Raw genomic sequence first — 21,714 nt, 5'->3', positions numbered from 1 at the left:
GGCGTGACCTGCCAAGCTTAGAACTTTGAGGGTACCACCCTCATTTTACCGTAATGACAACCTTGCCTTTCGCCCGACCTGTCTCGACATACGCCAGCGCTTCATTGGTCTGCTCGAACGGGAATACCCGATCCACTATCGGCCGTATCACTCCTGTCTCGATCAGTGAGGCAATCTGGCGGAGCTGTTCACCACTTGGTGCCATGAAAAGGAACGAATAGCTGACCTGACGGCGTTTTGCTTTCCTTCGGATGCGAAAGCTGAGCAGACGCATGGCCTGCTGAAGCAGCCAGCCAGAACTGTTCTCCTTGGCGAAAGCCGGATCAGGCGGTCCGGAGATCGATATAAGTTTGCCGCCCGGTTTCAGCACACGGAGCGATTTCTCCAGCGTATCTGTGCCGAGACTGTTCAGCACGACATCATAGCCGTGCAGGACCTTTTCGAAATCCTCTTTCTTGTAGTCGATGACGACATCTGCACCGAGATTTCGCACAAGGTCGACATTGGCTGTGCTCGTTGTCGTCGCCACGGTTGCTCCCAGATGCTTGGCAAGCTGGATTGCAATCATCCCGACGCCGCCGGAACCAGCATGGATGAGGACCTTCTGGCCACTCTTCAAGTTCGCACGCTCGACAAGCACCTGCCACGCCGTCAACGCGACGAGTGGAATTGACGCGGCCTCTTCCATTGTCAGGTTCTTTGGCTTCATAGCCACGTCGGCCTCATCCATCGTAATGAACTCGGCGAACGTGCCGATGCGATCCTTGCTCGGGCGCGCATAGACCTCATCGCCCGGCTTGAAGCGGCTGACCTTGGACCCGACCCTGATCACTATACCCGCCGCATCATTGCCGAGGATCAGTGGCAGGCGGTATGGCAGGATGAGCTTGAACTCACCATCCCTGATCTTGGCATCAAGGGGGTTCACGCTGGTGGCGTGGATCTGAACCATCACATCGGTTTCCCGCAGCTCCGGCTCAGGAACTTCGCCAATCCGCAACGCGCCACCTTTTGTTTAGCGGTCAATCAGAAAAGCCTTCATGAGAGTTAACTTTCGTATCTGAGTTGGCGAACTGCCGAAAAACCGGCAGTAGACGCTTAGGCCGGGAGCCTGCTGAATTTGCGAAGGTTTTTGTCGACAAACGACTCCGGCAGGAAGCGGCGCATGAAGCGCACTTGCCCTGCTGCCTTTCCGGCTGTGTAGCGCCTCTTGGGTGAAACTGCATTTGCCGCCTTCACGACTATATCGGCGACCACCTCAGGTGCATCTCCTGCCTCGACAAGCTCACGCGTCAGCGTCTCCGCACCGGCACGAGCGGTATCATACAAAGGAATCGGTTGATCTGCTCTCGTAAGGTTCTCCTCGAAGGCAGTACGGGTGACGCCGGGCTCTACGAGCACAACACGGATGCCTTGCGTGCGCACTTCGTGGTCCAAGGATTCAGAATAGCCCTCGATTGCGTGTTTTGTTGACGCGTAAAGCGCGTTATAGGGTGCAGGGATCAGCCCGAGGATCGAGCTCATGTTGATAATCCTGCCCTTTTGCTGACGCCTCATGACCGGCAGGACGGCATTCGTCACCCGCAGAACCCCGAATACATTCACATCGAAGAGAGCCTTGGCCTGTTTAGCCGAGGATTCCTCCGCACCGCCAAGCAACCCAATCCCCGCATTGTTGACGAGAAGGTCAATCCGTCCAGTAAGACGTATAACCTCGTCAACCGCTTTCTGTACGGATTGTTCATCGGTGACGTCGCAGATCAGCGATGTAATTCCATCCGAGACATCAATTATAGCCTTACGGCTGGTTCCGAACACCCGGTAGCCATCGCGTTGCAATGCCCGTGCGGTTGCCAGCCCTATGCCGGAGAACGCCCCCGTAACCAGGGCAATACCCTTGTATTTCTCGTTCATTTCATTGTCTTTCTTTTGGTATGGATTATTGCCTGAAGATTAGATACTATCATTTCGATATTAAGTCACTATCAAAAAGATATTAACATGGAAAAACTTTCAGACCAGCCATGCCTCATCGCCCGCAGCCTTGCACTTGTAGGCGACGCATGGAGCATGCTCATCATGCGGGATGCCCATGCAGGGCTCACGCGCTTTGACGATTTCCGCAAGAGCCTTGGCATCGCACCGACGATCCTGACGCGCCGTCTGGCTGCCTTGACAGAAGATGGGTTGCTGGAGAAACGCCGCTACTTGGAGCGGCCCCCACGGGACGAGTACGTCCTGACGGCGGCTGGGCAGGACTTTTTGCCTGTACTGTTCGCAATAGGGGCGTGGGGGCGCAAGCACCGCGGCGGCGGAGCTGAGGTGACGAGGTTCTTCGACGCTGAAACCGGAACAGAGATCGATCCTGTCACTATCGATCGCGCGACCGGCGCTGAGATCGGAACACGCCCCATTCGCATTGCTGAGCCGGAATAAATCCTCTCACTAGCAAGTAAGTATGAGGGGAGTGGCGGATTCACGACCGCACCCGCTAGCCGGTACCGACCACCAGGGTCAAAAATTGGATAGGCCTCCAGCATCAGTTCCTGGCATTACGTCGCAAGGCTCTGAAGCCTTCCGGCATGGAAGCAGTCATTGCGCAACAAGCCAAATATCCCAGCTTGGCGGTTACCGGCAGAAAAATTTGCTGCATATTGCTCTCAGTTTGAACCGCAACCTCCTTCTTGAATTCAATGGATTTGATAAGATTTTTCAAGTCATGAAGGGCAGGAATTGCCGTTTGTGACGGTTCAAGACCAGTAACTTACCGGCAAACGACCGCAAGCCTCAAAGGCAATCATCTTGGTTCTGCTTGAATGCGCAGACCAAGCGCTGATGCGTTTTGCCTGAACGCAGGAGATTTTACCATGTCATGGTCAGCAGCAGTGAATACTTCGAATGGCGTGCGGAAAATGGCGGCGCGCTTTTTGCCTGTCACCGGATTTGTGCTGGCAGTTTTGTTGACATCTGGATCGCCTGCGCACGCAGTTACTCCTGTCGATACCCTTGTGGAGGCATGGGCGTTAGATGAGTTGATTACGCTTGATCCGGCTGAGGCATTTGAGCTGACAAGTGGTGAAATCAACGGCAATACCTATGACAAGCTGGTGCGCCTTGATATTAACGACTCCTCCAGGATTACCCCCGATATTGCCGAAAGCTGGACGGTTTCCGATGATGGTCTGACCTATACGTTCAAGCTGAAGCAGGGCCTCAAATTCGCCTCCGGCAATCCGCTGACCGCTGAAGATGTGGCCTATTCCTTCGAGCGTGCCATCAAGATCGACAAGAGCCCGGCCTTCATTCTCACCCAGTTTGGCCTGAAGCCTGACAATGTGACCGAGAAGGCCAAGGCAACCAATCCGAACACGTTCGTGTTCACCGTCGATCAGCCCTATGCGCCAAGCTTCGTCTTGAACTGTTTAACGTCAGGTGTCGTATCAGTTGTCGATAAGCAACTCATCTCCGAACACATCGTTGACAATGATTACGGCAATGTTTGGTTGAAGACCAACTATGCCGGGTCCGGTCCGATGAAAATCCGCGACTGGCGTGCCAACGAAATCCTCGTTCTGGAGCGCAATGACAATTATTACGGCACCAAGGCGCTGCTCAACCGCGTGATCTATCGCCACGTCAAAGAAAGCGCCACGCAGCGCCTGCTACTGGAGAAGGGCGACATTGACGTTGCCCGCAATCTGGAGCCTAACGATCTGGAACAGGTCGTTAAAAACAGTGACATCAAAACGACAAGTGCAGCCAAGGGTACCATCTACTACTTCAGTCTTAACCAGAAGAACCCGAATCTGGCCAAGCCGGAGGTGCGCGAAGCGCTGAAGTATCTCGTTGATTACGATGCCATCGGCGAAAAGCTGATCAAGGGTATCGGCGAGATCCACCAGACCTTCCTGCCCAAGGGCATTCTGGGTGAACTCAACGAGAATCCCTATTCGCTCGATGTTTCCAAAGCCAAGGAGCTTCTGGCCAAGGCGGGGCTTAAAGATGGTTTCACAGTCACCATAGACGTGCGCAACGGCCAGCCAATTACAGGTATCGCCGAATCTTTGCAGCAGACATTTGCGCAGGGTGGTGTGAAGCTGGAGATTATCCCCGGCGACGGCAAACAGACATTGACCAAATACAGGGCACGGGCGCATGACATTTTCATTGGTCCGTGGGGGACCGATTACTGGGATCCGAATTCCAACGCGGAAACCTTCACGAGCAATCCTGATAATGCCGATACGGGCACCAACAAGACGCTTGCATGGCGCAATGCCTGGGATGTGCCTGAGCTGACCAAGGCAACCAAGGCAGCGCTTGTCGAATTTAACACGGAAAAACGCACGCAGGATTACCGGGATTTGCAGAAGAAAGTACTGGCAACCAGCCCCTTCGTCATATTGTTTCAACAAATTGAAGCTGCCGGAGTTCGGGCGAATACCAAAGGATATGCGCTTTCGTCCTTTGGTCCCAACAGGGTTTATACGGTTTACAAATGAGGTTTGTAACTTGATCTGCTTTGTTCATGACACAGACCTGCTTTGGCTATATCGCAAACAGAGATTGCAGATCTTGCTAAGTGCGCGTTAGAGCGCGGGTCGGGCGATACCCAGATGATCGCGTAATGTTGAACCCTCATATTCTGTGCGAAACAGGCCGCGCTGTTGCAGAATCGGGACTACGTGCTCGTTGAATTCTTCAAGCCCTGTCGGGAAAAAGGGCGGCATGATATTGAAGCCATCAGCAGCCCCATTTTCAAACCATTCCTGCATCCGATCGGCGATTTGTTCACCTGTTCCCATGACTATATGATGACCGCGCCCTGCGGCCACCCGCAAGGCAAGTTCCCGGATCGTGAGATTTTCCCGTCGCGCAAGCTGGGTCAGAAGTTCGGCACGGCTGCGTAGCTGGTCGGAAATGGGCAGGCTCGGCAAAGGACCATCCAGATCATATGGAGCAAGGCTGTGCCCAATACGTTCCTCAAGGAGCGGCATTGCGCTGGCAATGTCGGTCCAGTGATCCAATTCCTTGAGCTTTTCGCTGGCTTCTTCGAATGTCTTGCCGATGACCGGCATGAACCCCGGCATAACTGCCACGCTTGCAGGATCGCGCCCAAATGCAGCCACGCGTTCTTTCAGGCTTTTATAAAAAGTCTGGGCTTCAACAATGCTTTGCTGGGCAGTGAAAACAATGTCTGCTGTTCGGGCTGCGAGATCCTGCCCCGGTCCGGATGAACCCGCCTGAATGAGCACTGGATGACCTTGGGGAGGGCGTGGGATGTTCAATGGACCCTTCACCGAGAAATATTTGCCCTTATGTTCAAGCACATGCACTTTCTCGGGATCGGCGTAAACACCACGTTCCTTATCCTTGGTGAATGCGTCGTCGGCCCAACTGTCCCAGAGGCCGCACACGACATTCACAAACTCTTCGGCAACCGCATAGCGTTCGTCATGTTCAGGATGGCTTTTGGAAAAATTATTGGCCGTCCGGGCGTAAGATGTCGTTACAATGTTCCAGGCGGCACGCCCATGGCTCAAATGGTCGATTGAGGCGAAGGCGCGCGCCGTATGATAAGGTTCGCCGTAGGTGGTAGAAGAGGTGGCAGCAAGTCCCACCTTGCTTGTCACCATGGCGAGCGCCGAGAGCAGCGTCAGCGGCTCGAATCGGGCGATCATCGAAGGATGAGCATCGACAGCGCTGGTCAGGCCATCGGCAAGAAACACCATATCGAATTTCGCGTCTTCCGCCATTTGCGTGACGCGACGCAGAAGGCCAAAATTCTCGCTGCCAGCCTCCGCTTGCGGGTGCCGCCAACCGGATACATGGTGTCCAGCTCCCTGCAGGAAGAGGCCAAGGTGGATCTGCTTTTTATCGGTCATGTCGGCAAGCCTTTAGCACGTTAACTCAGTTTGTGTTCTGATTGAGAAGGTGAGCAAGTGTCTGCAGGTCTTCGGAACTTGTCATTGTACGAACGAGCACCGGTATCCCGGCAAATTTCGGATTTCCGCTTGTCGCATCAGCGAATTTTTCCGATGGGTCAGAAATCCCGGGAAGACCTTCGACCCGGTGGGAAATCCTTTGCCCATTGTTGAGTGTCACGTCGATAACCACGAACCTCGTGGTGGGGTCGGGTGATAGTCTGCGCGCTGTCTCATCATGACTGCGTGTTACCTTTATTGCCAGTTCCAGGAGGTCGCTGCGCACCGGGCGCTCGTCGAAATGACCGATGCTCAATTCACCATCAATCAGGGCTGTAGCAAAAACATATTCTGCGCTGAACCGTGCATCAATCCCGGTATTGGGTGATGTGCCCGCAACAAGCGCTGCGTCACCGCCCGGAGGGAAAGTAATATTGACAGCCCGAATTGATCCCGGCTCAAACTTCCTTGTTTCACGCAATTGCAGCGCGCCAACAGCGACTGGGTGGCTTGCAGTACAACATGGGAAAGCCTTGAGTGTCAGCCCCGGTGATACAATCTGCCAGGGTTTCCCCCAGTTCTCCAGCACGTGATGAGGTTGCTCATCACCAAAAGAAAAAGCTGAAAAAAAGCCGATCCGGTTATCAAGGAAATCCGGTGCTCCCTGAAAGCCCGCTTGTGCAAGCCGTGCTGCCATCAGGCCCGCACGCGAAGCAAGCCCCGCATGGAGAGGCTTTGCATCATATCCGAATTGCAAACGAAGTCCTGCCGACTGGGTAGCAGCCAAGCCGAGAGCGACAGCAGTTGTCTGTTCTGAGAACTTGAGCAAATAAGCGATTGCAGCTGCTGCACCGATTGTCCCGAGGGTCGCCGTTGCATGGAAGCCATTTTCATAATGCTTGGTTCCAATTGCAAGCCCGATCCGGGCCATAGTTTCCAGTCCAACCACATAGGCGCCGATGAAGTCAGAAGCGCTTTTTTTATCCTGTACTGCGACTGACAAAAGTGCAGGAATGATCGCAATAGTCGGATGGCCACGTACGCTTGCGTGTACATCATCATAATCGAGAACGTGGCCCGAATGACCATTGATGAGCGTTGCAGTGAAGAGGTCGAACCGCTTGGCGTGACCGATGACAATGGCTTCGCCGGAGCTCCCGCTGGCTAGCACTTCCATCAGGATCTTTGTACTCCGATCGTCGGCGCCACCAAGTGCGCAGGCGAAAAAATCAATAAGGGCAGTACGTGCTGCTTTGATAGCTTCCGCATCATCAAGCGGCAGGGATGACAGTATGGCTTTTGAAAGAGCGACGGTTATTGGGATATGTGTCTCCTGCATGGAACGCCTCTCAAATTCCTTCGCCATCGTGTAGCGGGGTCGCGCGTCCGCCAAGGCCATTGACGAAGCTGTTGATGCGTGGATTGGTGGATTTGCTGAATATCTCATCTGGCGTTCCGTGTTCGACAATCAGCCCGTTCTCGGTGAAAACCACAGTATCGCTGATCTCTTCTGCAAAGCGCATCTCGTGGGTTACGAGAATGCTGGTCATACCCTCGCGGACAAGATCGCGAATAACAGCCAGCACTTCGCCAACGGTCTCTGGGTCAAGCGCCGAAGTCACTTCATCAAAGAGCACAAGTTCCGGACGCATGGCGAGTGCACGGGCGATAGCAACCCGCTGCTGCTGACCGCCGGAAAGTTGCCCCGGATAGGCATTGGCCTTCTGCTCCAGACGAACCTTTTCCAGAAGGTCACGCGCATGTCGATTGGCTTCTGCCTCGGAGATGCCCAGGATTTTTCGCGGAGCAATGGTGATGTTTTCCAATACGGTCAGATGCGGGAAGAGATTGAATTGCTGGAACACAATGCCGATACGCTTTCGCAATGCTATTCGCTCGGTTTCGGTCTTCAGTTCGTCGACCCTTGTTCTACCAACTGTGATCTTTCCCGATTGCGGGATCAGCAGGCCGTTGATGCACCGCAGAATGGTTGATTTTCCAGACCCAGACGGTCCTATAATCGAGACGGCATCGCCCTTGTTTACCTTGAGGTCGATCCCTTTCAAAACCTCATTTGATCCGAAAGAAAGGTGAACATCCTGGAGTTCAACAAGAGTTGTTGACGTTGGTACAGTTAAAGACATGGGAACTTCCGGGTTAACGCGAGGCAAGGCGCCGCTCAAGATATTGCGTGAAACGGGAAACCGGATAGCAAAACAGAAAGAATGCTATCAGGACGGTGAGATAAACCACAACCGTAAAGTCGGTGCGCTGTACGGCTGTGCTGGCGTCATTTGCCGAATGCAATAATTCATGCACACCCACGAGCGATGCAAGCGCTGTCCCCATGGTGATGGAGGCATAAAGGTTCATCCATGGCGGCAGCGAGCGCTTGATACATTGCGGTAGAATAATCCAGCGAAGCGATTGGCTGCGCGAAAAGCCAAGACCTTGTGCCGCGTCCCATTGAGCTGTCGGGATGGATTGAATAGCGCCCCTGGTGATCTCAGCGATGTGCGCGCTGGCGGGTATGGCAAGCCCAACCACAGCTTTTACCCAATCGGGGAAGGGAACATAATTGCCAAAAATCACCAGTTCGAACGGGAAGATATAGGTGGCAGCGAAAATCAGAACGAGATGTGGTGCGTTGCGGAAAATCTGTACATAAACCAGTGCCGGCGCGCGGACTACGGCGAAAGGCGCAAGCTCCATCACGCCAAGCACAATACCGATGAGTGTGCCGATGGCGATTGCCAGAATGCTGATAAGTACATTCATGGTGAAACCCTTGGCAAGATAGGGCAACCACTCGAGGAGAACTTGGCCCAACGACTGGTTCAGAAACAACCATGCTATGACTGTCAGTCCCAGAACGGCTGCAAAGATCCCACCGAAGGGTAATTGTTTGGCGCGCTCTTGCTTTAATACTATGCTCATTGGCCAAACCCCGGCACTGCAAGGCGTTTTTCGAGCCAGAAGCCAATTCGGGCTACCACAAGGTTGATGAGACTGAAGAACAGAAGAATAACCAGCATCAGTTCGACCACATTGTCGCGCTGCGTCCAGATCATGATGGACGCGTAGGTAATTTCACCCACCGCAATTGCCGAACCGACGGTGGTCAGTTTTACAAGGTTCACGAGATTATTGATGATCGAGGGCAGGGCAGAGCGGACGGCCAACGGTAATTCCACATAGCGCAGGATTTGAAGAGAGTTAAAACCAATCGCCCGGGCCGCTTCGATCGTCGTTGATGGCACTGCTTCAATGCCGCCGCGCAAGGCTTCCGCGTGGAATGCCGCTACATGCAGGCCGGTGATGGCCACGACCCAGAAAAAAGGCGTGAGAGGATTATTCTGGGCACCGCCCAGTGCGTTTGAAATCAGCATATTCAGCACAAGGAAGCCGCACATCAGCTGCACGAGTGTCGGCGTATTTCTGGTCAGTTCGACGTAGGCCCGCACTGGTACTGCAAGCCATTTCTTACCAGAAGTCAGGGCCGCTGCAAAAAGTACACCGAAAATAAGGCTGATCGGAATGGTGATGACCACGAGAACCAGCGTGGTCACCATTCCATCCAGCCACATCCGGACTTCGTAACCACTGGTAAGAAACTCGAAATTGAGCCCGACGGTTTTCATCAAATCGATGAAGTGTGTGGTGAAACCGTCCAGCATTCATATATCCATTCGATTCAGAGCTCTCCGGCGCATTTCGGCAAACTGCGGGGTTGTCCTTTGTCTGCAGAAATTTTCCAATTGCCGCGACGACACGATTTTACTGCGAGCCGTCCTTCAGCTTTTTCTGCTGCTCTTCCAGATAGGCAATGCTCGGTAGACGATTTGTTCTTGCGAATTCGATAAGCTTGCCCGAGACATGCAGCGACTTGACGATGTTGTCGAGAGCGGCCTGCGTATCGCCTTCACCCTTGCGCAACCAGATGACCGAGTCAGAAGGAATAAGATCGGATGGAATAATGATGGCGTAGTCTTTCCATTCGTCAGCGCGGTCTTCAAGCATCAGACTAACTGTTCCGCTGACATGCACCGCGACATCACAATTTCCGCCCTTGAGGGCGAGAAGTGATTCCGGCTGGCTTGGAAGCGCCTTTACTTGTGCGCCATATTCTTCAATCAAAGGCTGGGTATAGTTTGAGCCCTGCGATACACAGGCGGTCTTGCCCTTTAAATCGGTCCAATCCTTAATGCCGCTGTCCTTACGCCCCACGGCAGCGCCACCAACGCGGTCATACGGGGTAGGCACGTAACCAAGCGTTTTGGCGCGCTCTTCGGTATATTGCATATTGGCAATGAGAATATCGACCTTGCCCTGCTGCAAGAACTGAATACGGTTGGGCGGCGTCACGGTCTGCGTTTCAAGTTCAACACCCAGACCGGCCGCCAGCGCCTTGGCCACATCGATGTTCAACCCCTTCTGTTCCTGAGTCTTCGGGTCGATGTAGCCGAACGGAGCACCTGACAGGATCACACCGACGGTCAGCTTGCCACGAGCTTTGATCCTGTCGAGCGTGGCATCCGCGTGCGCAGAACTGGCACCGATGAGAAATGCAGCAAGAATGCCAACATCCAGAAGTTTTTTCGCGACTTGTCCAGCATTTGGCAACATAGGCCTACCCTCATTGAATATGCGAGAAATCTACGAAAGGACGCACTCTTTTGCGAGAAATGTGTTTTCGTGAAACGGGCCTCTTGGAAACTTTAATTACACGAATGTGGAAATTACCAAATCATTTGTGCCAATTACCAAAAATATTAGAATGCCCTTCCATCAAGTTTCTGTCCAAACACTATTGTTTTTTGGGCTTTGTGGAGCAAATGAAGCCAGAATTCCCATATAGGGTTTGGCAAGGGGGGTGGCATAGGCACCGCGTTTGCTGGTCCGCAACCCTAGTGCAACAAGGCCCTCCGCAAGTTTGACGGCAGCACTGACCCCATCGACAACCGGCACGCCGTATTCATCCTGTAACTGACGGGCGAGATCAGCCATCCCGGCACAGCCAAGGACAATCGCTTCAGCCTGATCGTCCGTTAAAGCCCTTTCGATTTCGATGCGTAGTTTTGTCAATGCCCCGGATGATGGATCATCAAGGGACAAGACGGGAATATCCGCCGCACGCACCGTCGCGCGATCCGACATTCCATAACGGTGCATCAGACCTTTCACCGGCATAATGGAACGCTCGAGCGTAGTCACAACTGAAAAACGCTGGGCTACGGTTGCAGCAGTCGCAACGGCCGCCTCACAAATACCGAGCACCGGGATTGAGGCCATCGCGCGCGCGGCATCAAGACCGGTGTCATCGAAACAGGCGATGATAGCGGCATCAGCTCCCGCCCGTTCACCCTCGGCGATTTCTATCAGCATGCCGGGAACCGCAAATACCTCATCGTAGTAACCTTCAATGGACACCGGGCCCATGCGAGATGTCCGTGCGCTGATAGTCGTTGCAGGACCAGCCACAGACTGCGCAGCACTCTCTATCAAAGTAGTCATGCTGGCGGTTGTATTGGGATTGACGAGAAGAATGCGCATATGCCGTTTATCCAATGCGTGCCCGACGTCGGCCGACGATGATGATCGCGGTCAAGGCAATAATGATGATCAGGAAGGAAAAGGCTGATGTAACGGTACCGAGTGCGTAGAGCACCGGAGTCGTCACATTCGTGGTCATTCCGTAAATCTCAAGTGGCAGGGTGTTAAAGGTACCTGCCGCCATCAAGGTACGGGCAAATTCATCATAGGAAAGTGTAAAGCCAAAGAGCCCGACGCCTATCAGGCTCGGCGCAATCATCGGCAGGACCACATAACGAAAGGTTTGCCACGCATTGGCACCGAGATCCCGCGCCGCTTCTTCGTAAACAGGTGAAAAACGATTGAAGACGGCAAACATGATGAGCACGCCAAACGGCAGCGTCCAGGTCAGATGTGCACCGAGGCCGGATGACCACCATGCGGGCCTTATGCCAAGAACCTGAAAGAACAGACCGATGCCGAGGCTGATCAGGATGGAAGGCACGACGAGACTGGAAATCGCGAGATAGAAAAGAAATGTTGATCCCTTGAACCTGCGCCGAAACGCCAGACCGGCCAGCAGGGATACAACAACCGTGATTGTAGTTGTCATCAACCCCAGGATCATGGATCGCCGGAACGATCCGCCAAAATCCCCGACGGCCTGTTGTTCGAAAAGGTTGCTGAACCAGTGTAGCGACGCTCCGTTCATCGGAAAGGTCAATCCACCGGATGGCCCCTGAAATGAAAGGATAAAGATCGTCGAGAGCGGCCCGTAGAGGAACAGCACGAACAACGTAAAGAAGAAAGCGAGGATGTAGAATTCGCGAGAGCGCTTTTCCGAATGCATCTCAAAGCTCCTTGCGAATATCAACGACGCGCAGGATTGCGGCTACAATCAGAAGAACGACAATCAGAAGAATGACTGCATTGGCGGCGGCGGCAGGATATTGCAGGAGTGAAATTTGGTTCGCCATCATCAGTCCCACCGAGGCGCTCTGCCCGCCTGACATGAAGCGTACAGTAATGAAATCGCCCATAACCAGCGTCACGACAAAAATCGAACCGATAGCAATGCCGGGTTTAGCCAAGGGTATGATCACATTCGTCAGTATCTGAAATCCGGAGGCTCCCGCATCGCGGGCCGCTTCAATCAGCGAACGGTCAATGCGCATCAGCGTATTGAAGATCGGCGTGACCATGAAGAGCGTGTAGAGATGCACCATGGCGAGAACAACGGCGAACTCTGAAAACAATAGAAATTCTATTGGCTTGGGTACTATGCCCAACTCGATCAGAGACGAATTAATCAGGCCGTTGCGCCCCAGAAACGGCACCCACGAAATCATCCGAATAATGTTGGATGTGAGAAACGGTACGGTGCAGACAAGGAACAGCACCATCTGCATGGTGACTGATCGGATATGAAAGGCAAGGAAATAAGCCACCCAGAAGCCGATGAATAAAGTGAGCAACCAGACGATCAGGGTGAACTTGAATGTATTCAGGTAGATCTTCCACGTCACCCATGAGCCAAGTGTCTCGGTATAATTGAATGTGACAAAATCCGGGTAAATGCGCACGGAGTCGTAGTCCCAGAAGCTAACCATACCGATCGTAAGGATCGGCAAGAGCAGGAACAGGCCAAGAATGAGTGCCAGCGGCATCGCCTGAAGATACGAAACCAGCGGGAGGTTTGACCAACGCCATATCTTGCGAGGCGGCCGCATGGGTTTGCTCACTTTGTTCAAGGCGGCATGGCCTGCTGTGGATGCTGTCATGGGATATTCCTCTGGAAAATATGACCGCCCTTTCCCGGGGAAAGGACGGTCAAAGCGGCGTATCAAGCAGCTATGAATTCATTCCATTTGCGGACCATATAGCGATCCTCGTCCATGACGGAATTCCAGCAGGCAACGGCACCCATGCGAGCCTCGAACGCTCCGCCGTCGCGCACTGCACCGGCCTTTTCCATAACTTTTCCATCGGGCGCAACGATGTCGCCAACGGCCGCCTTGCCTTCCATCCAGTAGCCCCATTCATCTGCTGTCATAAATGTCTTGGCGGTTTCTGGTGCGGCGGAATAATAGCCTTGGCGGTTGAGATACGCGCCCACCCAGCCCGAGAGATACCAGTTGATATATTCATAAGCGGCGTCGAGCTCGATGCCGCTCAGGTGCTTGGCTAGACCAAGACCGCCACCCCACGCACGATAGCCTTCCTTCAGAGGCTGATATTTGCAGGCAATACCTTTGGAGCGGACGGCAGCAACGGCTGGTGACCACATGGACTGAATGACTACCTCGCCGGAAGCCATGAGATTGACGCTTTCATCAAAGGTTTTCCAGAACGAGCGGAACTGGCCGTCTGTTTTTGCCTTGATCAGGAAGCCCACTGTCTGGTCGATTTCGGCTTTCGTCATGTTGCCCTTGTCACCATATTTGATGGTGCCCAAGGACTCGCAGATCATCGCTGCGTCCATGATCCCAATCGATGGAATGTTGATGATCGAAGCTTTGCCCTTGAAGGCCGGGTCCATAATGTCGGCCCAACTGGTGATGTCGCGACCGACCAGATCGGGCCGGATACCGAGTGTATCGGCATTGTAGATGGTCGGGATCAGTGTCATCCATTTGGTCGGCTCAGATGCGAATTTGGTTGCATCGGCGCTCTCCACAAAGCCGACCGTATGCGGTGCTGTACCCTGCGCAATCTTGCTCTCTGGCGTCAGCTTGCCTGTTATGAAGAGCGGAGCGATCTTGTCGAAGTATTTCATCTTGGACACATCCATGGGCTGCATCACACCAGCTGGGAAAACCTTCTTGGCGATCCAGTATTCAATGTCGGCAATATCATAACTGTCGGGCTGGGTAACAGCGCGCTGGGTAACAGCATCGGAATCCAGCGCTGTCATCTGCAGCGTAAAACCCAGATCTTCCTTCACCTTGTTGGCCACATCATTGAGATTGGATACGCCCGTTCCGAACTGGCGCAGCGTTACATTCTTGATGTTCTGCGCCCAGATGGTTGGAAAGCCGGTGATGGCACCTGAACCGGCGGCAAGGCCCGCTGCGGCAGCGCCCGTTTTCAGAAACGTGCGACGATTCAATCCTGTCTTGTTTTTAATTGCTTCTGTCATGTTCAGTTCCCCTTTTTGTTGATTGTTTGGTTCAGGAGTCCAGACGGCCAAGAATGATGGCGTCATCGATGTCCCAGGCGAGCGGAATGGCTTCGCCCACGGAAACAGGATTTTCAAAGAAAGCCTGATCGCTGTTGATTACTGTGAAATCATCAATGCCCGCGCCGGTAACCGAGAGTTTTACCGATGCGCCGCGATATTCGATGTTGGAAACAATGCCAGTAAACCCGAAGCCAGCAGCTGGCATGTCGCTGATGCGGACACGATCGGTGCGAATGCCAATATCAATCGGCGCTCCGATTTCGGCCTTACCTGCAGCACTCAAGGAAATTCCGCCGGAAATATCGAAACTCACCAAACCGTTCGCGCTTTTCACTACACGTCCGGCAATGACATTATGGTCGCCCATGAAGCGCGCGACAAACGCTGTCGCCGGGCGCTCGAAAACAGTTCGCGGATGCGCGGCTTGCTCGATCCTGCCATCGTTCATCACAACGATTAGATCAGCAAGCGCCATCGCTTCTTCCTGACTGTGCGTAACATGGACAAAGGTAATGCCAAGACTGGTCTGCAGCTTCTTCAGTTCCGCGCGCATGCGTATCTTTAAAAAGGGATCCAGCGCCGAAAGCGGTTCATCCAGCAGAAGTGCTTCAGGGTCGGTGATCAAGGCGCGAGCGAGAGCAACGCGTTGTTGTTGCCCACCCGAGAGCTGCGCTGGCCGACGGCTTGCATAACCGTCCATCTGCATCAACTTGAGCATTGCCAGTGCCTTGGCGCGGCGTTCGTCCTTGCCAACGCCCTTCATTTTCAGGCTGAAGCCAACATTGTCGATCAGATCGAGATGTGGAAACAGGGCATAGGACTGGAACATCATCGCCGTGCCGCGTTTGGCTGGCGGGAAATCTGTGACCACAATGTTGCCGAGGCGAATATCACCGCTGGAGATCGTTTCGTGGCCAGCAATCATTCGTAGCGTCGATGTCTTGCCGCAACCGGATGGGCCCAGTAGACAGCAATAGGTCCCCGCCGGGATTTTCAAGCTGATCGTATCGACAGCCGTTGTCGTACCGTAGATTTTGGAAACGGAGACGATATCAATTTCGGCGGCTTTACTCATGCTGAGTTCCCTTTTGTGCCCTATGAGCTCTGCATGTACCGTGCCAATTCGGTGGCTTTCTTCTAAGTCTTTGGAATCTTTACTCCAATGTAGGGCTGTCAAATCTCGTTTCCTGCGCACTGATATTGCGCTGCACAATTTATAGACATGTTTTCAATGGGCGATCAAATTGTATGCAATCTGAATTTCTATCGCATGCAATATTGAAGGCTGGCCTTAATCAGAAATCGCGCTAAAAAGAGTTTGGAAGGCAGGAAACGATGAAGCCAGCAACTGACGCATTCCCGGTACACCATGATGGGCAAGATGACCGTTCGCAACTTATTCGCGAGGCGCTTTACAATGCTATTGTTGAGCGAAGGCTTGCTCCGGGAACGAAGCTTGTCGAGACCGAGGTAGGCAAGTTGTTCGATGTCAGCCGCACGGTGGTGCGCGCTGCACTACAAATGCTCGCTTTTGAGGGGCTGGTAAAGATAGAGCGCAATCGTGGCGCATTTGTTGCATACCCTACACCGGATGAGGCTCGGCAAATCTTTGAGTCCCGCCGTGTTATCGAGCCGGAGATTGCTGAACGTGCAGCCGAACGGATCACAAGCGCTGATATCAAATTGTTTCAAGCGCATCTGAAGGAAGAAGAACGGTTGCTCGTCGAACGCGGACCGAATGCACGCCGGGCCGCGATCAAGGCATCCGGTGATTATCATTTGATGTTGGCATCCGTTGCTGGGAATCTGATCCTTGAACGTTTTATGCGCGAATTGATCGCGCGTTCGTCCCTCGTGATCGCACTCTATGGACAGTCCGGCGCTTCAAGTTGCGCCCGATCTGAACATGCGGATATCCTCGATGCTCTCATGGCTCGTGATAGCAAGAAGGCAGCCGATGCCATCCGTCATCATATCGACCATATCGAGGAAGATCTCGACTACAAGGTTGTAAGTAACTCACCGTTGCGAGATGCTCTGCGTGTCTAAGTTGGTCCTGCAGAACCGGCTAGAATAAATCGTTAAGACTGCAAACCTACGCATTTGATAAGTCAATGCCGATGCCGAGTGTAGGATGCTGCCGTATTTTAGGCACCCATCAAAACGGCACATGAGCTATATTTACAAGAAAAGTAATCAGCCAGTCAGCCCGACCAGGTGCCAATCAACATGTTCAAAAATCGCTCAGCAGCGGGTGACAATGTTCCTGCGCGCCGTCTCACAATACCGATGGTTCGCGAAATCTCCGGGTTACGGATTGGCCGGGTTACGAGGAATGGATGATCCTCCTGTGGCGTTGCCAATTTGGGCAATACGGAAATACCCAAACCTGCTTCGACCAGGCCAAGCGACGTCGATAGATGTGTCACCTCATAAAACCAGCGAAGTTTGAGGTTTGATTTTGCCAACGCTGCATCCAAAAGGGTTCGATTACCACTGGATCGGTGAACGGTAATGAGCGGGTAAGGTGTCAGATCTTCCCAACCTAGTTCGATTTTTGCTGCGAGCGGATGATCCTTACGCACCGCAAGCACAAAGGGATCCTCAATCAGCCTGTCAAATGTGAGATCTGGGTCTGCTGCTCCCATAATGTTGATGCCGAATTCCACTTCGCCGCGCGCAACCGCTAAAAGCCCGTCGGTCGCAGGAAGATCAAGAATACGGAAGCGGATATTGGGATACTCGGCATTGAACTGCTTGATCACTGTGGGCAAAAAATAGAAGGCAGCAGTAGGCAGGCAGGCAATTGTCACGAGACCGCTGCGCTGGGCTCCAATGTCCCGCACGGCAAAAAGCGAGCCGTCAAATTCCTCCAGCATGCGTTGAACGAGCGGAATGAGCTCACTCCCCACCGCCGTTGCCGATACGTGGCGCGTCGTCCTTTCCAGAAGTGGCGCACCGATTGTTGCCTCGAGCTTCTGTATGCGTCGGCTTAAGGCCGGTTGCGACAGATTCAGTGCCTCTGCGGCCCGGTGAAAGCTTTCGAGCTCCACCACCGAGAGAAATGCACGCAGGTCCAAGATCTCACAATTAATGCTCATTACACATCAATCCTCGCAAAATTTGCATTTCACATATCAATCATTTTTCTGCAAAGTGCAAGAAACCAATAGATTGTTCTATTACACGCATGAATTGAAGAGCAATGCGCCATGAATGACCTCATTCGCATACCCTGTGTCCTCATGAGGGGTGGCACGTCCAAAGGGCCGTTTTTTCTTGCATCGGACATTCCTTCCGATCCGCATCAACGCGATCAGATTCTGCTGTCCGTGATGGGTTCGGGCCATCCCCTGCAAATCGATGGCATTGGCGGCGGCAACCCTGTCACGAGCAAGGTTGCCATAGTCGGCCCGGCAACGGTACCCGGTGCAGACGTAGATTATCTTTTCGCCCAAGTCCGCATCGACCAGCAAATGGTCGACACGTCCCCCAATTGCGGCAACATGCTTGCGGCTGTCGGCCCCTTTGCCATCGAAGCCGGTCTCGTCAGGGCGACCGGACCGGTAACACGTGTGCGGATACACAATGTCAATACCGGTAAGCTCATTGAGGCGGAGGTACCGACTCCAGACGGATGTGTGGCCTATCTGGGTGACGCATCCATTGACGGGGTGCCTGGATACGCAGCGCCAATTGCACTGACATTCATGGACGCTGCCGGAGCACGGACAGGCAGATTGTTTCCAACAGGCCATCCTCGCGAGATCATCGATGGTATCGACGTCACCTGTATCGATTGTGCCATGCCCATGATGATACTCGAGGCGGCGGCTATCGGGGCAACCGGGTATGAGACAGCAGCAGAACTCAATGCCAACCGCGCCCTGCTGGAGCGGCTGGAAAATTTGCGGCTCCAAGCGGGCCAGCGCATGGGGATGGGTGATGTGCAAACACAGGTCACGCCCAAACCGGTCCTGATCTCGAAGCCCAAAGCGGGCGGTGATCTGCATGTGCGCTATTTCATGCCGCACCAGTGTCATCCCTCACTGGCAACAACGGGGGCCGTCGGCATTGCTACAGCCTGCATCAGCGACGGCACTGTGGCATCACGTCTGATCGGTGGGCGCAAACTTCCGATCAATCTGGTTCTTGAACATCCAAGCGGCACTCTGGAAGTAAAGCTGGAATCCCGGAATGGGAAAACGGCTGCCGGTATTCTGCGGACCGCGCGCCGCCTGTTCGAGGGCCAGGTCTTTGCCAAACCTGTAGCGCAAATGGTTTGCGCAGCATAATTGAACGCGGTTGCCGGGAGGGCATCGCACATCTGGGAGGAAATACCATGCGTAAACTTATACTCGCTCTGGCGGCGACTGTTGCATTTACAGGGTCAGCGTTTGCCGAGCCTGTCCGCATCAGCGTCGGCTCTTATAATCTCAACAATCTGCCATTTCCGGTAGCATCCGGCTTGGGCCTTTACGAAAAGGAGGGGCTTGAAGTCACCGTCGAGAATTTTGCCTCAGGCGGCTCCAAAACGCTGCAGGCGCTTGTGGCCGGCTCCACAGATATAGCCGTCGGCTTCTACGATCATACGATCCAGATGCAGGCACAAAAGAAAGACGTCGTTGGTATTGTGCTGCTGGCACGCAATTCGGGTCTGGTGCTTGCAGGCGGCAAGAATTCAACATTCGACCCGGCAAAACCTGAAACCATCAAGGGTGCAAAGATCGGCATCACTGCGCCTGGCTCCTCGTCGGATTTCTTCGTTCGGTATTATCTGCAGCGCCACAAGCTTTCGGCCAACGACGTCTCGCTCATTGGCGTCGGTTCCGGCTCGGCTGCCGTTGCCGCCCTTGAACAGGGAAAGGTTGACCTGCTGGTGAATTATGATCCCGCAGCCACCTTCATTGAAGCCAAAGGTGTTGGCAAAATCCTGATCGACGCGCGTAGCGACGACGGTGCCAAGGAGATTTACGGTGGCATCTATCCAACCTCCGTTCTCTATGCCACGCAGTCCTATATCGACAAGCATCCCGAAACGATCCAGAAGGTTGTCAATGCGACCGTCAAGGCACTGGAATGGATGAACAAAAGTGCACCTGAAGAAATCGTTCAAAAGCTGCCTGAAGCGTTCATTTCCGGTGATAAGGAAACCTACATAAAAGCCGTGGCGAACGCCAAGCCGATCTTCTCAATTGATGGGCGCTTCAACGATGCCGAAGTCGAAACTCCGTTGGCGGTTCTCAAGAGCTTCAATGACAAAGTCGCGGCAACGGAGATCGACCTGAAGAAGACTTACACCAACAATTTTGTCGACAAAGCGCCCCGCGATGGCACGAACTAAGGGAGAGAACGATGGCCTTGGCAATGTTAAAGCCGGATGTGCGTGTAACTATTCCGCAACCACGAAAAGCGATGGTATCCATTGATTCCCTGACGATGTCATTTGGTACATTCGTTGCGGTAGAGAACGTCAATCTAACAATAACCGATGGGGAGTTCCTCGCCATCGTTGGGCCTACGGGGTGTGGCAAAAGCACGATATTGAATGCGATTGCCGGACTGCTCAAGCCATCCAACGGCTGTGTTTCGATCGATGACAATCAAGTATCGGGCATTCAAAACGATATCGGATACTTGTTTCAACAGGATGCGCTGTTGCCGTGGAAAACCGCCATCGAGAATGTTGAACTCGGACTTTTGTTCAAAGGGGTTGCGACAGCAGAGCGTCGCGAACGATCTTTGATGTGGCTTGCCAAAGTTGGCTTGAAGGGCTTCGAACATCGATACCCGCATCAACTTTCGGGCGGCCAAAGAAAACGCGTGCAGATGGCGCAGGCTTTGATCAGCGGCCCAAAGGTCATTCTGATGGACGAGCCATTTTCGGCGCTTGATATCCATACCCGGCATTTGATGCAGAACGAGCTCTTGCGCCTGTGGCAGGAGGAGCGCCGCGCTGTGGTGATGATCACGCATGATCTGGAAGAAGCAATAGCACTCGGTGATCGGGTGGCAGTGCTCGCTGCCGGGCCACGCAGCCGTGTCATCAACAGTTTCGACGTCGATCTCGAACGACCTCGCGACGTTGCCGAAATCAAATTGGATCCACGCTTCATGGATCTCTACCGTAACATCTGGGCGTCGCTGCGCGGCGAAGTGGAGAAGAGCTATGAACGTCACGACTGAACGCTTTATTCAACTGGGCTTGCTTGTTGCCATTCTCGGCGGCTGGCAGATCGGAGTATCGACCGGCGTCATCGACGTCTTCTTTTTCCCGGCACCCATAGACATTTTCAACCAAATCATCAGTTGGGTCATTGATCCCAATTTTTATCGTCATGTGACAATCACATTAACCGAAACCGTACTGGGTTATGTTATCGGAACAGGTCTGGGCGTTGCCGCAGGTGTATGGCTTGGCCTAAGCCGTAGTGCCGCACGTATTCTGGATCCCTTCATCAAAGGGCTCAATGCTATCCCTCGCGTTGTGCTTGCGCCGATCTTCGTTCTTTGGCTGGGGCTCGGCCTTTGGTCAAAGGTTGCGCTTGCCGTAACGCTTGTCTTCTTCATCACATTCTTCAATGCGATGCAGGGAGTGCGTGAAGTCAACCCCGTGGTATTGGCCAATGCACGTATTCTCGGTGCGAAACGCTCCGAACTTCTGCGCCACGTTTATTTCCCAGCTGCAGCAAGTTGGATTCTGTCCTCTTTGCGCACCTCTGTCGGTTTTGCAGTCGTCGGTGCCATTATTGGTGAATATCTGGGTGCGTCTGCCGGCCTCGGTTATCTTATTGCCCAAGCCGAAGGCAATTTCGATGCCGTCGGTGTCTTTGCCGGTATCATAATTCTGGCCATCTTCGTCCTCGTAATCGATCGCGTCCTTGACGTGGTGGAAAACCGGCTGATCAAGTGGCGTCCCAATACCACTGAAGAACGGGCAACATGATATGAACGAAGATTATGTAGGCGGATATGCCTGTGTCTGGATCTGGTCGTAGGGCCAATAACGCATGTGCACTATCCGCTACTCATTTGGGCCTTCGGATTACTGAGCTAATGACACCGAATGTCCGAGAT

Annotated in this window: 21 protein-coding genes; 7 read left to right on the top strand and 14 right to left on the bottom strand. The window is 53.4% G+C overall.

What is annotated here, in order from left to right; translation table 11 throughout:
• Positions 1 to 40: 40 nt before the first annotated feature.
• Positions 41 to 1,000 (bottom strand): NADP-dependent oxidoreductase, encoded by a 960-nt coding sequence (locus BLU05_RS16085; RefSeq protein ID WP_244518379.1) that lies wholly within the window; start codon positions 998 to 1,000, stop codon positions 41 to 43.
• 98 nt (positions 1,001 to 1,098) lie between these two features.
• Positions 1,099 to 1,914: an oxidoreductase gene (locus BLU05_RS16080; RefSeq protein ID WP_091881859.1), complete on the bottom strand. Its 816-nt coding sequence runs from the start codon at positions 1,912 to 1,914 to the stop codon at positions 1,099 to 1,101.
• An 87-nt stretch (positions 1,915 to 2,001) separates the two neighbouring features.
• Between BLU05_RS16080 and BLU05_RS16075 the strand changes: the two genes are divergently transcribed.
• Together BLU05_RS16075 and BLU05_RS16070 are read left to right on the top strand one after the other, a co-directional pair.
• Complete coding sequence (locus BLU05_RS16075) at positions 2,002 to 2,436, top strand: winged helix-turn-helix transcriptional regulator (RefSeq protein ID WP_091881857.1); 435 nt, start codon at positions 2,002 to 2,004, stop codon at positions 2,434 to 2,436.
• 476 nt (positions 2,437 to 2,912) lie between these two features.
• Positions 2,913 to 4,502, top strand: coding sequence for an ABC transporter substrate-binding protein (locus tag BLU05_RS16070; RefSeq protein ID WP_091882328.1), 1,590 nt, complete (start codon positions 2,913 to 2,915; stop codon positions 4,500 to 4,502).
• 87 nt (positions 4,503 to 4,589) lie between these two features.
• On the opposite strand, the gene BLU05_RS16065 is transcribed toward BLU05_RS16070, so the two are convergent.
• The 11 genes from BLU05_RS16065 to BLU05_RS16015 form a co-directional block, all read right to left on the bottom strand.
• A complete protein-coding gene (locus tag BLU05_RS16065) occupies positions 4,590 to 5,885 on the bottom strand; it encodes an LLM class flavin-dependent oxidoreductase (protein WP_091881853.1) in 1,296 nt (431 codons plus the stop codon).
• Between the two features lie 25 nt (positions 5,886 to 5,910).
• On the bottom strand, positions 5,911 to 7,263 hold the full coding sequence (locus BLU05_RS16060; protein WP_091881850.1) for an MmgE/PrpD family protein: 1,353 nt from the start codon (positions 7,261 to 7,263) through the stop codon (positions 5,911 to 5,913).
• Between the two features lie 10 nt (positions 7,264 to 7,273).
• On the bottom strand, positions 7,274 to 8,068 hold the full coding sequence (locus tag BLU05_RS16055; protein WP_091881847.1) for an amino acid ABC transporter ATP-binding protein: 795 nt from the start codon (positions 8,066 to 8,068) through the stop codon (positions 7,274 to 7,276).
• Positions 8,069 to 8,081: 13 nt separating this feature from the next.
• Complete coding sequence (locus tag BLU05_RS16050) at positions 8,082 to 8,861, bottom strand: amino acid ABC transporter permease (RefSeq protein WP_091881844.1); 780 nt, start codon at positions 8,859 to 8,861, stop codon at positions 8,082 to 8,084.
• Positions 8,858 to 9,601: an amino acid ABC transporter permease gene (locus tag BLU05_RS16045; RefSeq protein WP_091881842.1), complete on the bottom strand. Its 744-nt coding sequence runs from the start codon at positions 9,599 to 9,601 to the stop codon at positions 8,858 to 8,860. The genes BLU05_RS16050 and BLU05_RS16045 overlap by 4 nt, the downstream gene beginning before the upstream one ends.
• A 100-nt stretch (positions 9,602 to 9,701) precedes the next feature.
• A complete protein-coding gene (locus BLU05_RS16040; protein WP_091881839.1) occupies positions 9,702 to 10,550 on the bottom strand; it encodes a transporter substrate-binding domain-containing protein in 849 nt (282 codons plus the stop codon).
• A gap of 162 nt (positions 10,551 to 10,712) precedes the next feature.
• Positions 10,713 to 11,477, bottom strand: a complete 765-nt coding sequence (locus tag BLU05_RS16035; RefSeq protein ID WP_091881836.1) for an aspartate/glutamate racemase family protein — start codon at positions 11,475 to 11,477, stop codon at positions 10,713 to 10,715.
• 7 nt (positions 11,478 to 11,484) lie between these two features.
• The gene (locus BLU05_RS16030; protein WP_091881834.1) at positions 11,485 to 12,306 is read right to left on the bottom strand and encodes an ABC transporter permease; all 822 of its coding nucleotides are present in this window, start codon (positions 12,304 to 12,306) and stop codon (positions 11,485 to 11,487) included.
• A gap of 1 nt (position 12,307) precedes the next feature.
• A complete protein-coding gene (locus BLU05_RS16025; RefSeq protein WP_091882325.1) occupies positions 12,308 to 13,186 on the bottom strand; it encodes an ABC transporter permease in 879 nt (292 codons plus the stop codon).
• A 113-nt stretch (positions 13,187 to 13,299) separates the two neighbouring features.
• Positions 13,300 to 14,595, bottom strand: a complete 1,296-nt coding sequence (locus tag BLU05_RS16020) for an ABC transporter substrate-binding protein (RefSeq protein WP_091881831.1) — start codon at positions 14,593 to 14,595, stop codon at positions 13,300 to 13,302.
• 31 nt (positions 14,596 to 14,626) lie between these two features.
• A complete protein-coding gene (locus BLU05_RS16015; protein ID WP_091881828.1) occupies positions 14,627 to 15,712 on the bottom strand; it encodes an ABC transporter ATP-binding protein in 1,086 nt (361 codons plus the stop codon).
• 260 nt (positions 15,713 to 15,972) lie between these two features.
• Here BLU05_RS16015 and BLU05_RS16010 point away from each other — a divergent pair, with 260 nt between their 5' ends.
• On the top strand, positions 15,973 to 16,686 hold the full coding sequence (locus BLU05_RS16010; protein WP_091881825.1) for a GntR family transcriptional regulator: 714 nt from the start codon (positions 15,973 to 15,975) through the stop codon (positions 16,684 to 16,686).
• A 155-nt stretch (positions 16,687 to 16,841) separates the two neighbouring features.
• On the opposite strand, the gene BLU05_RS16005 is transcribed toward BLU05_RS16010, so the two are convergent.
• On the bottom strand, positions 16,842 to 17,738 hold the full coding sequence (locus BLU05_RS16005) for a LysR family transcriptional regulator (protein WP_091881822.1): 897 nt from the start codon (positions 17,736 to 17,738) through the stop codon (positions 16,842 to 16,844).
• Positions 17,739 to 17,849: 111 nt separating this feature from the next.
• On the opposite strand from BLU05_RS16005, the gene BLU05_RS16000 reads away from it, so the two are divergent.
• The 4 genes from BLU05_RS16000 to BLU05_RS15985 are packed head-to-tail and all read left to right on the top strand — an operon-like array spanning position 17,850 to position 21,583.
• A complete protein-coding gene (locus BLU05_RS16000) occupies positions 17,850 to 18,932 on the top strand; it encodes a 4-oxalomesaconate tautomerase (protein ID WP_091881819.1) in 1,083 nt (360 codons plus the stop codon).
• A 47-nt stretch (positions 18,933 to 18,979) separates the two neighbouring features.
• Positions 18,980 to 19,981 (top strand): ABC transporter substrate-binding protein, encoded by a 1,002-nt coding sequence (locus BLU05_RS15995; protein WP_091881816.1) that lies wholly within the window; start codon positions 18,980 to 18,982, stop codon positions 19,979 to 19,981.
• A gap of 11 nt (positions 19,982 to 19,992) precedes the next feature.
• A complete protein-coding gene (locus BLU05_RS15990; protein WP_091881813.1) occupies positions 19,993 to 20,823 on the top strand; it encodes an ABC transporter ATP-binding protein in 831 nt (276 codons plus the stop codon).
• The gene (locus BLU05_RS15985) at positions 20,807 to 21,583 is read left to right on the top strand and encodes an ABC transporter permease (protein WP_091881810.1); all 777 of its coding nucleotides are present in this window, start codon (positions 20,807 to 20,809) and stop codon (positions 21,581 to 21,583) included. Before BLU05_RS15990 ends, BLU05_RS15985 begins: the two co-directional genes overlap by 17 nt.
• Positions 21,584 to 21,714: the final 131 nt, after the last annotated feature.

It is taken from the genome of Phyllobacterium sp. OV277, assembly GCF_900104355.1.
Taxonomy (GTDB): domain Bacteria; phylum Pseudomonadota; class Alphaproteobacteria; order Rhizobiales; family Rhizobiaceae; genus Phyllobacterium.
This window is presented reverse-complemented; position numbering and strand designations above follow the sequence as displayed.

Bases quoted from the DNA above. Each gene is read 5' to 3' on its own strand.
- BLU05_RS16040 (WP_091881839.1), bottom strand. From the start codon at position 10,550: ATGTTGCCAAATGCTGGACAAGTCGCGAAAAAACTTCTGGATGTTGGC.
- BLU05_RS16070 (WP_091882328.1), top strand. From the start codon at position 2,913: ATGGCGGCGCGCTTTTTGCCTGTCACCGGATTTGTGCTGGCAGTTTTG.
- BLU05_RS16080 (WP_091881859.1), bottom strand. From the start codon at position 1,914: ATGAACGAGAAATACAAGGGTATTGCCCTGGTTACGGGGGCGTTCTCC.
- BLU05_RS16060 (WP_091881850.1), bottom strand. From the start codon at position 7,263: ATGCAGGAGACACATATCCCAATAACCGTCGCTCTTTCAAAAGCCATA.
- BLU05_RS16010 (WP_091881825.1), top strand. From the start codon at position 15,973: ATGAAGCCAGCAACTGACGCATTCCCGGTACACCATGATGGGCAAGAT.
- BLU05_RS16020 (WP_091881831.1), bottom strand. From the start codon at position 14,595: ATGACAGAAGCAATTAAAAACAAGACAGGATTGAATCGTCGCACGTTT.
- BLU05_RS15985 (WP_091881810.1), top strand. From the start codon at position 20,807: ATGAACGTCACGACTGAACGCTTTATTCAACTGGGCTTGCTTGTTGCC.
- BLU05_RS16050 (WP_091881844.1), bottom strand. From the start codon at position 8,861: ATGAGCATAGTATTAAAGCAAGAGCGCGCCAAACAATTACCCTTCGGT.
- BLU05_RS16025 (WP_091882325.1), bottom strand. From the start codon at position 13,186: ATGCGGCCGCCTCGCAAGATATGGCGTTGGTCAAACCTCCCGCTGGTT.
- BLU05_RS16045 (WP_091881842.1), bottom strand. From the start codon at position 9,601: ATGCTGGACGGTTTCACCACACACTTCATCGATTTGATGAAAACCGTC.
- BLU05_RS16005 (WP_091881822.1), bottom strand. From the start codon at position 17,738: ATGAGCATTAATTGTGAGATCTTGGACCTGCGTGCATTTCTCTCGGTG.
- BLU05_RS16000 (WP_091881819.1), top strand. From the start codon at position 17,850: ATGAATGACCTCATTCGCATACCCTGTGTCCTCATGAGGGGTGGCACG.
- BLU05_RS15990 (WP_091881813.1), top strand. From the start codon at position 19,993: ATGGCCTTGGCAATGTTAAAGCCGGATGTGCGTGTAACTATTCCGCAA.
- BLU05_RS16075 (WP_091881857.1), top strand. From the start codon at position 2,002: ATGGAAAAACTTTCAGACCAGCCATGCCTCATCGCCCGCAGCCTTGCA.
- BLU05_RS15995 (WP_091881816.1), top strand. From the start codon at position 18,980: ATGCGTAAACTTATACTCGCTCTGGCGGCGACTGTTGCATTTACAGGG.
- BLU05_RS16055 (WP_091881847.1), bottom strand. From the start codon at position 8,068: ATGTCTTTAACTGTACCAACGTCAACAACTCTTGTTGAACTCCAGGAT.
- BLU05_RS16015 (WP_091881828.1), bottom strand. From the start codon at position 15,712: ATGAGTAAAGCCGCCGAAATTGATATCGTCTCCGTTTCCAAAATCTAC.
- BLU05_RS16030 (WP_091881834.1), bottom strand. From the start codon at position 12,306: ATGCATTCGGAAAAGCGCTCTCGCGAATTCTACATCCTCGCTTTCTTC.
- BLU05_RS16035 (WP_091881836.1), bottom strand. From the start codon at position 11,477: ATGCGCATTCTTCTCGTCAATCCCAATACAACCGCCAGCATGACTACT.
- BLU05_RS16065 (WP_091881853.1), bottom strand. From the start codon at position 5,885: ATGACCGATAAAAAGCAGATCCACCTTGGCCTCTTCCTGCAGGGAGCT.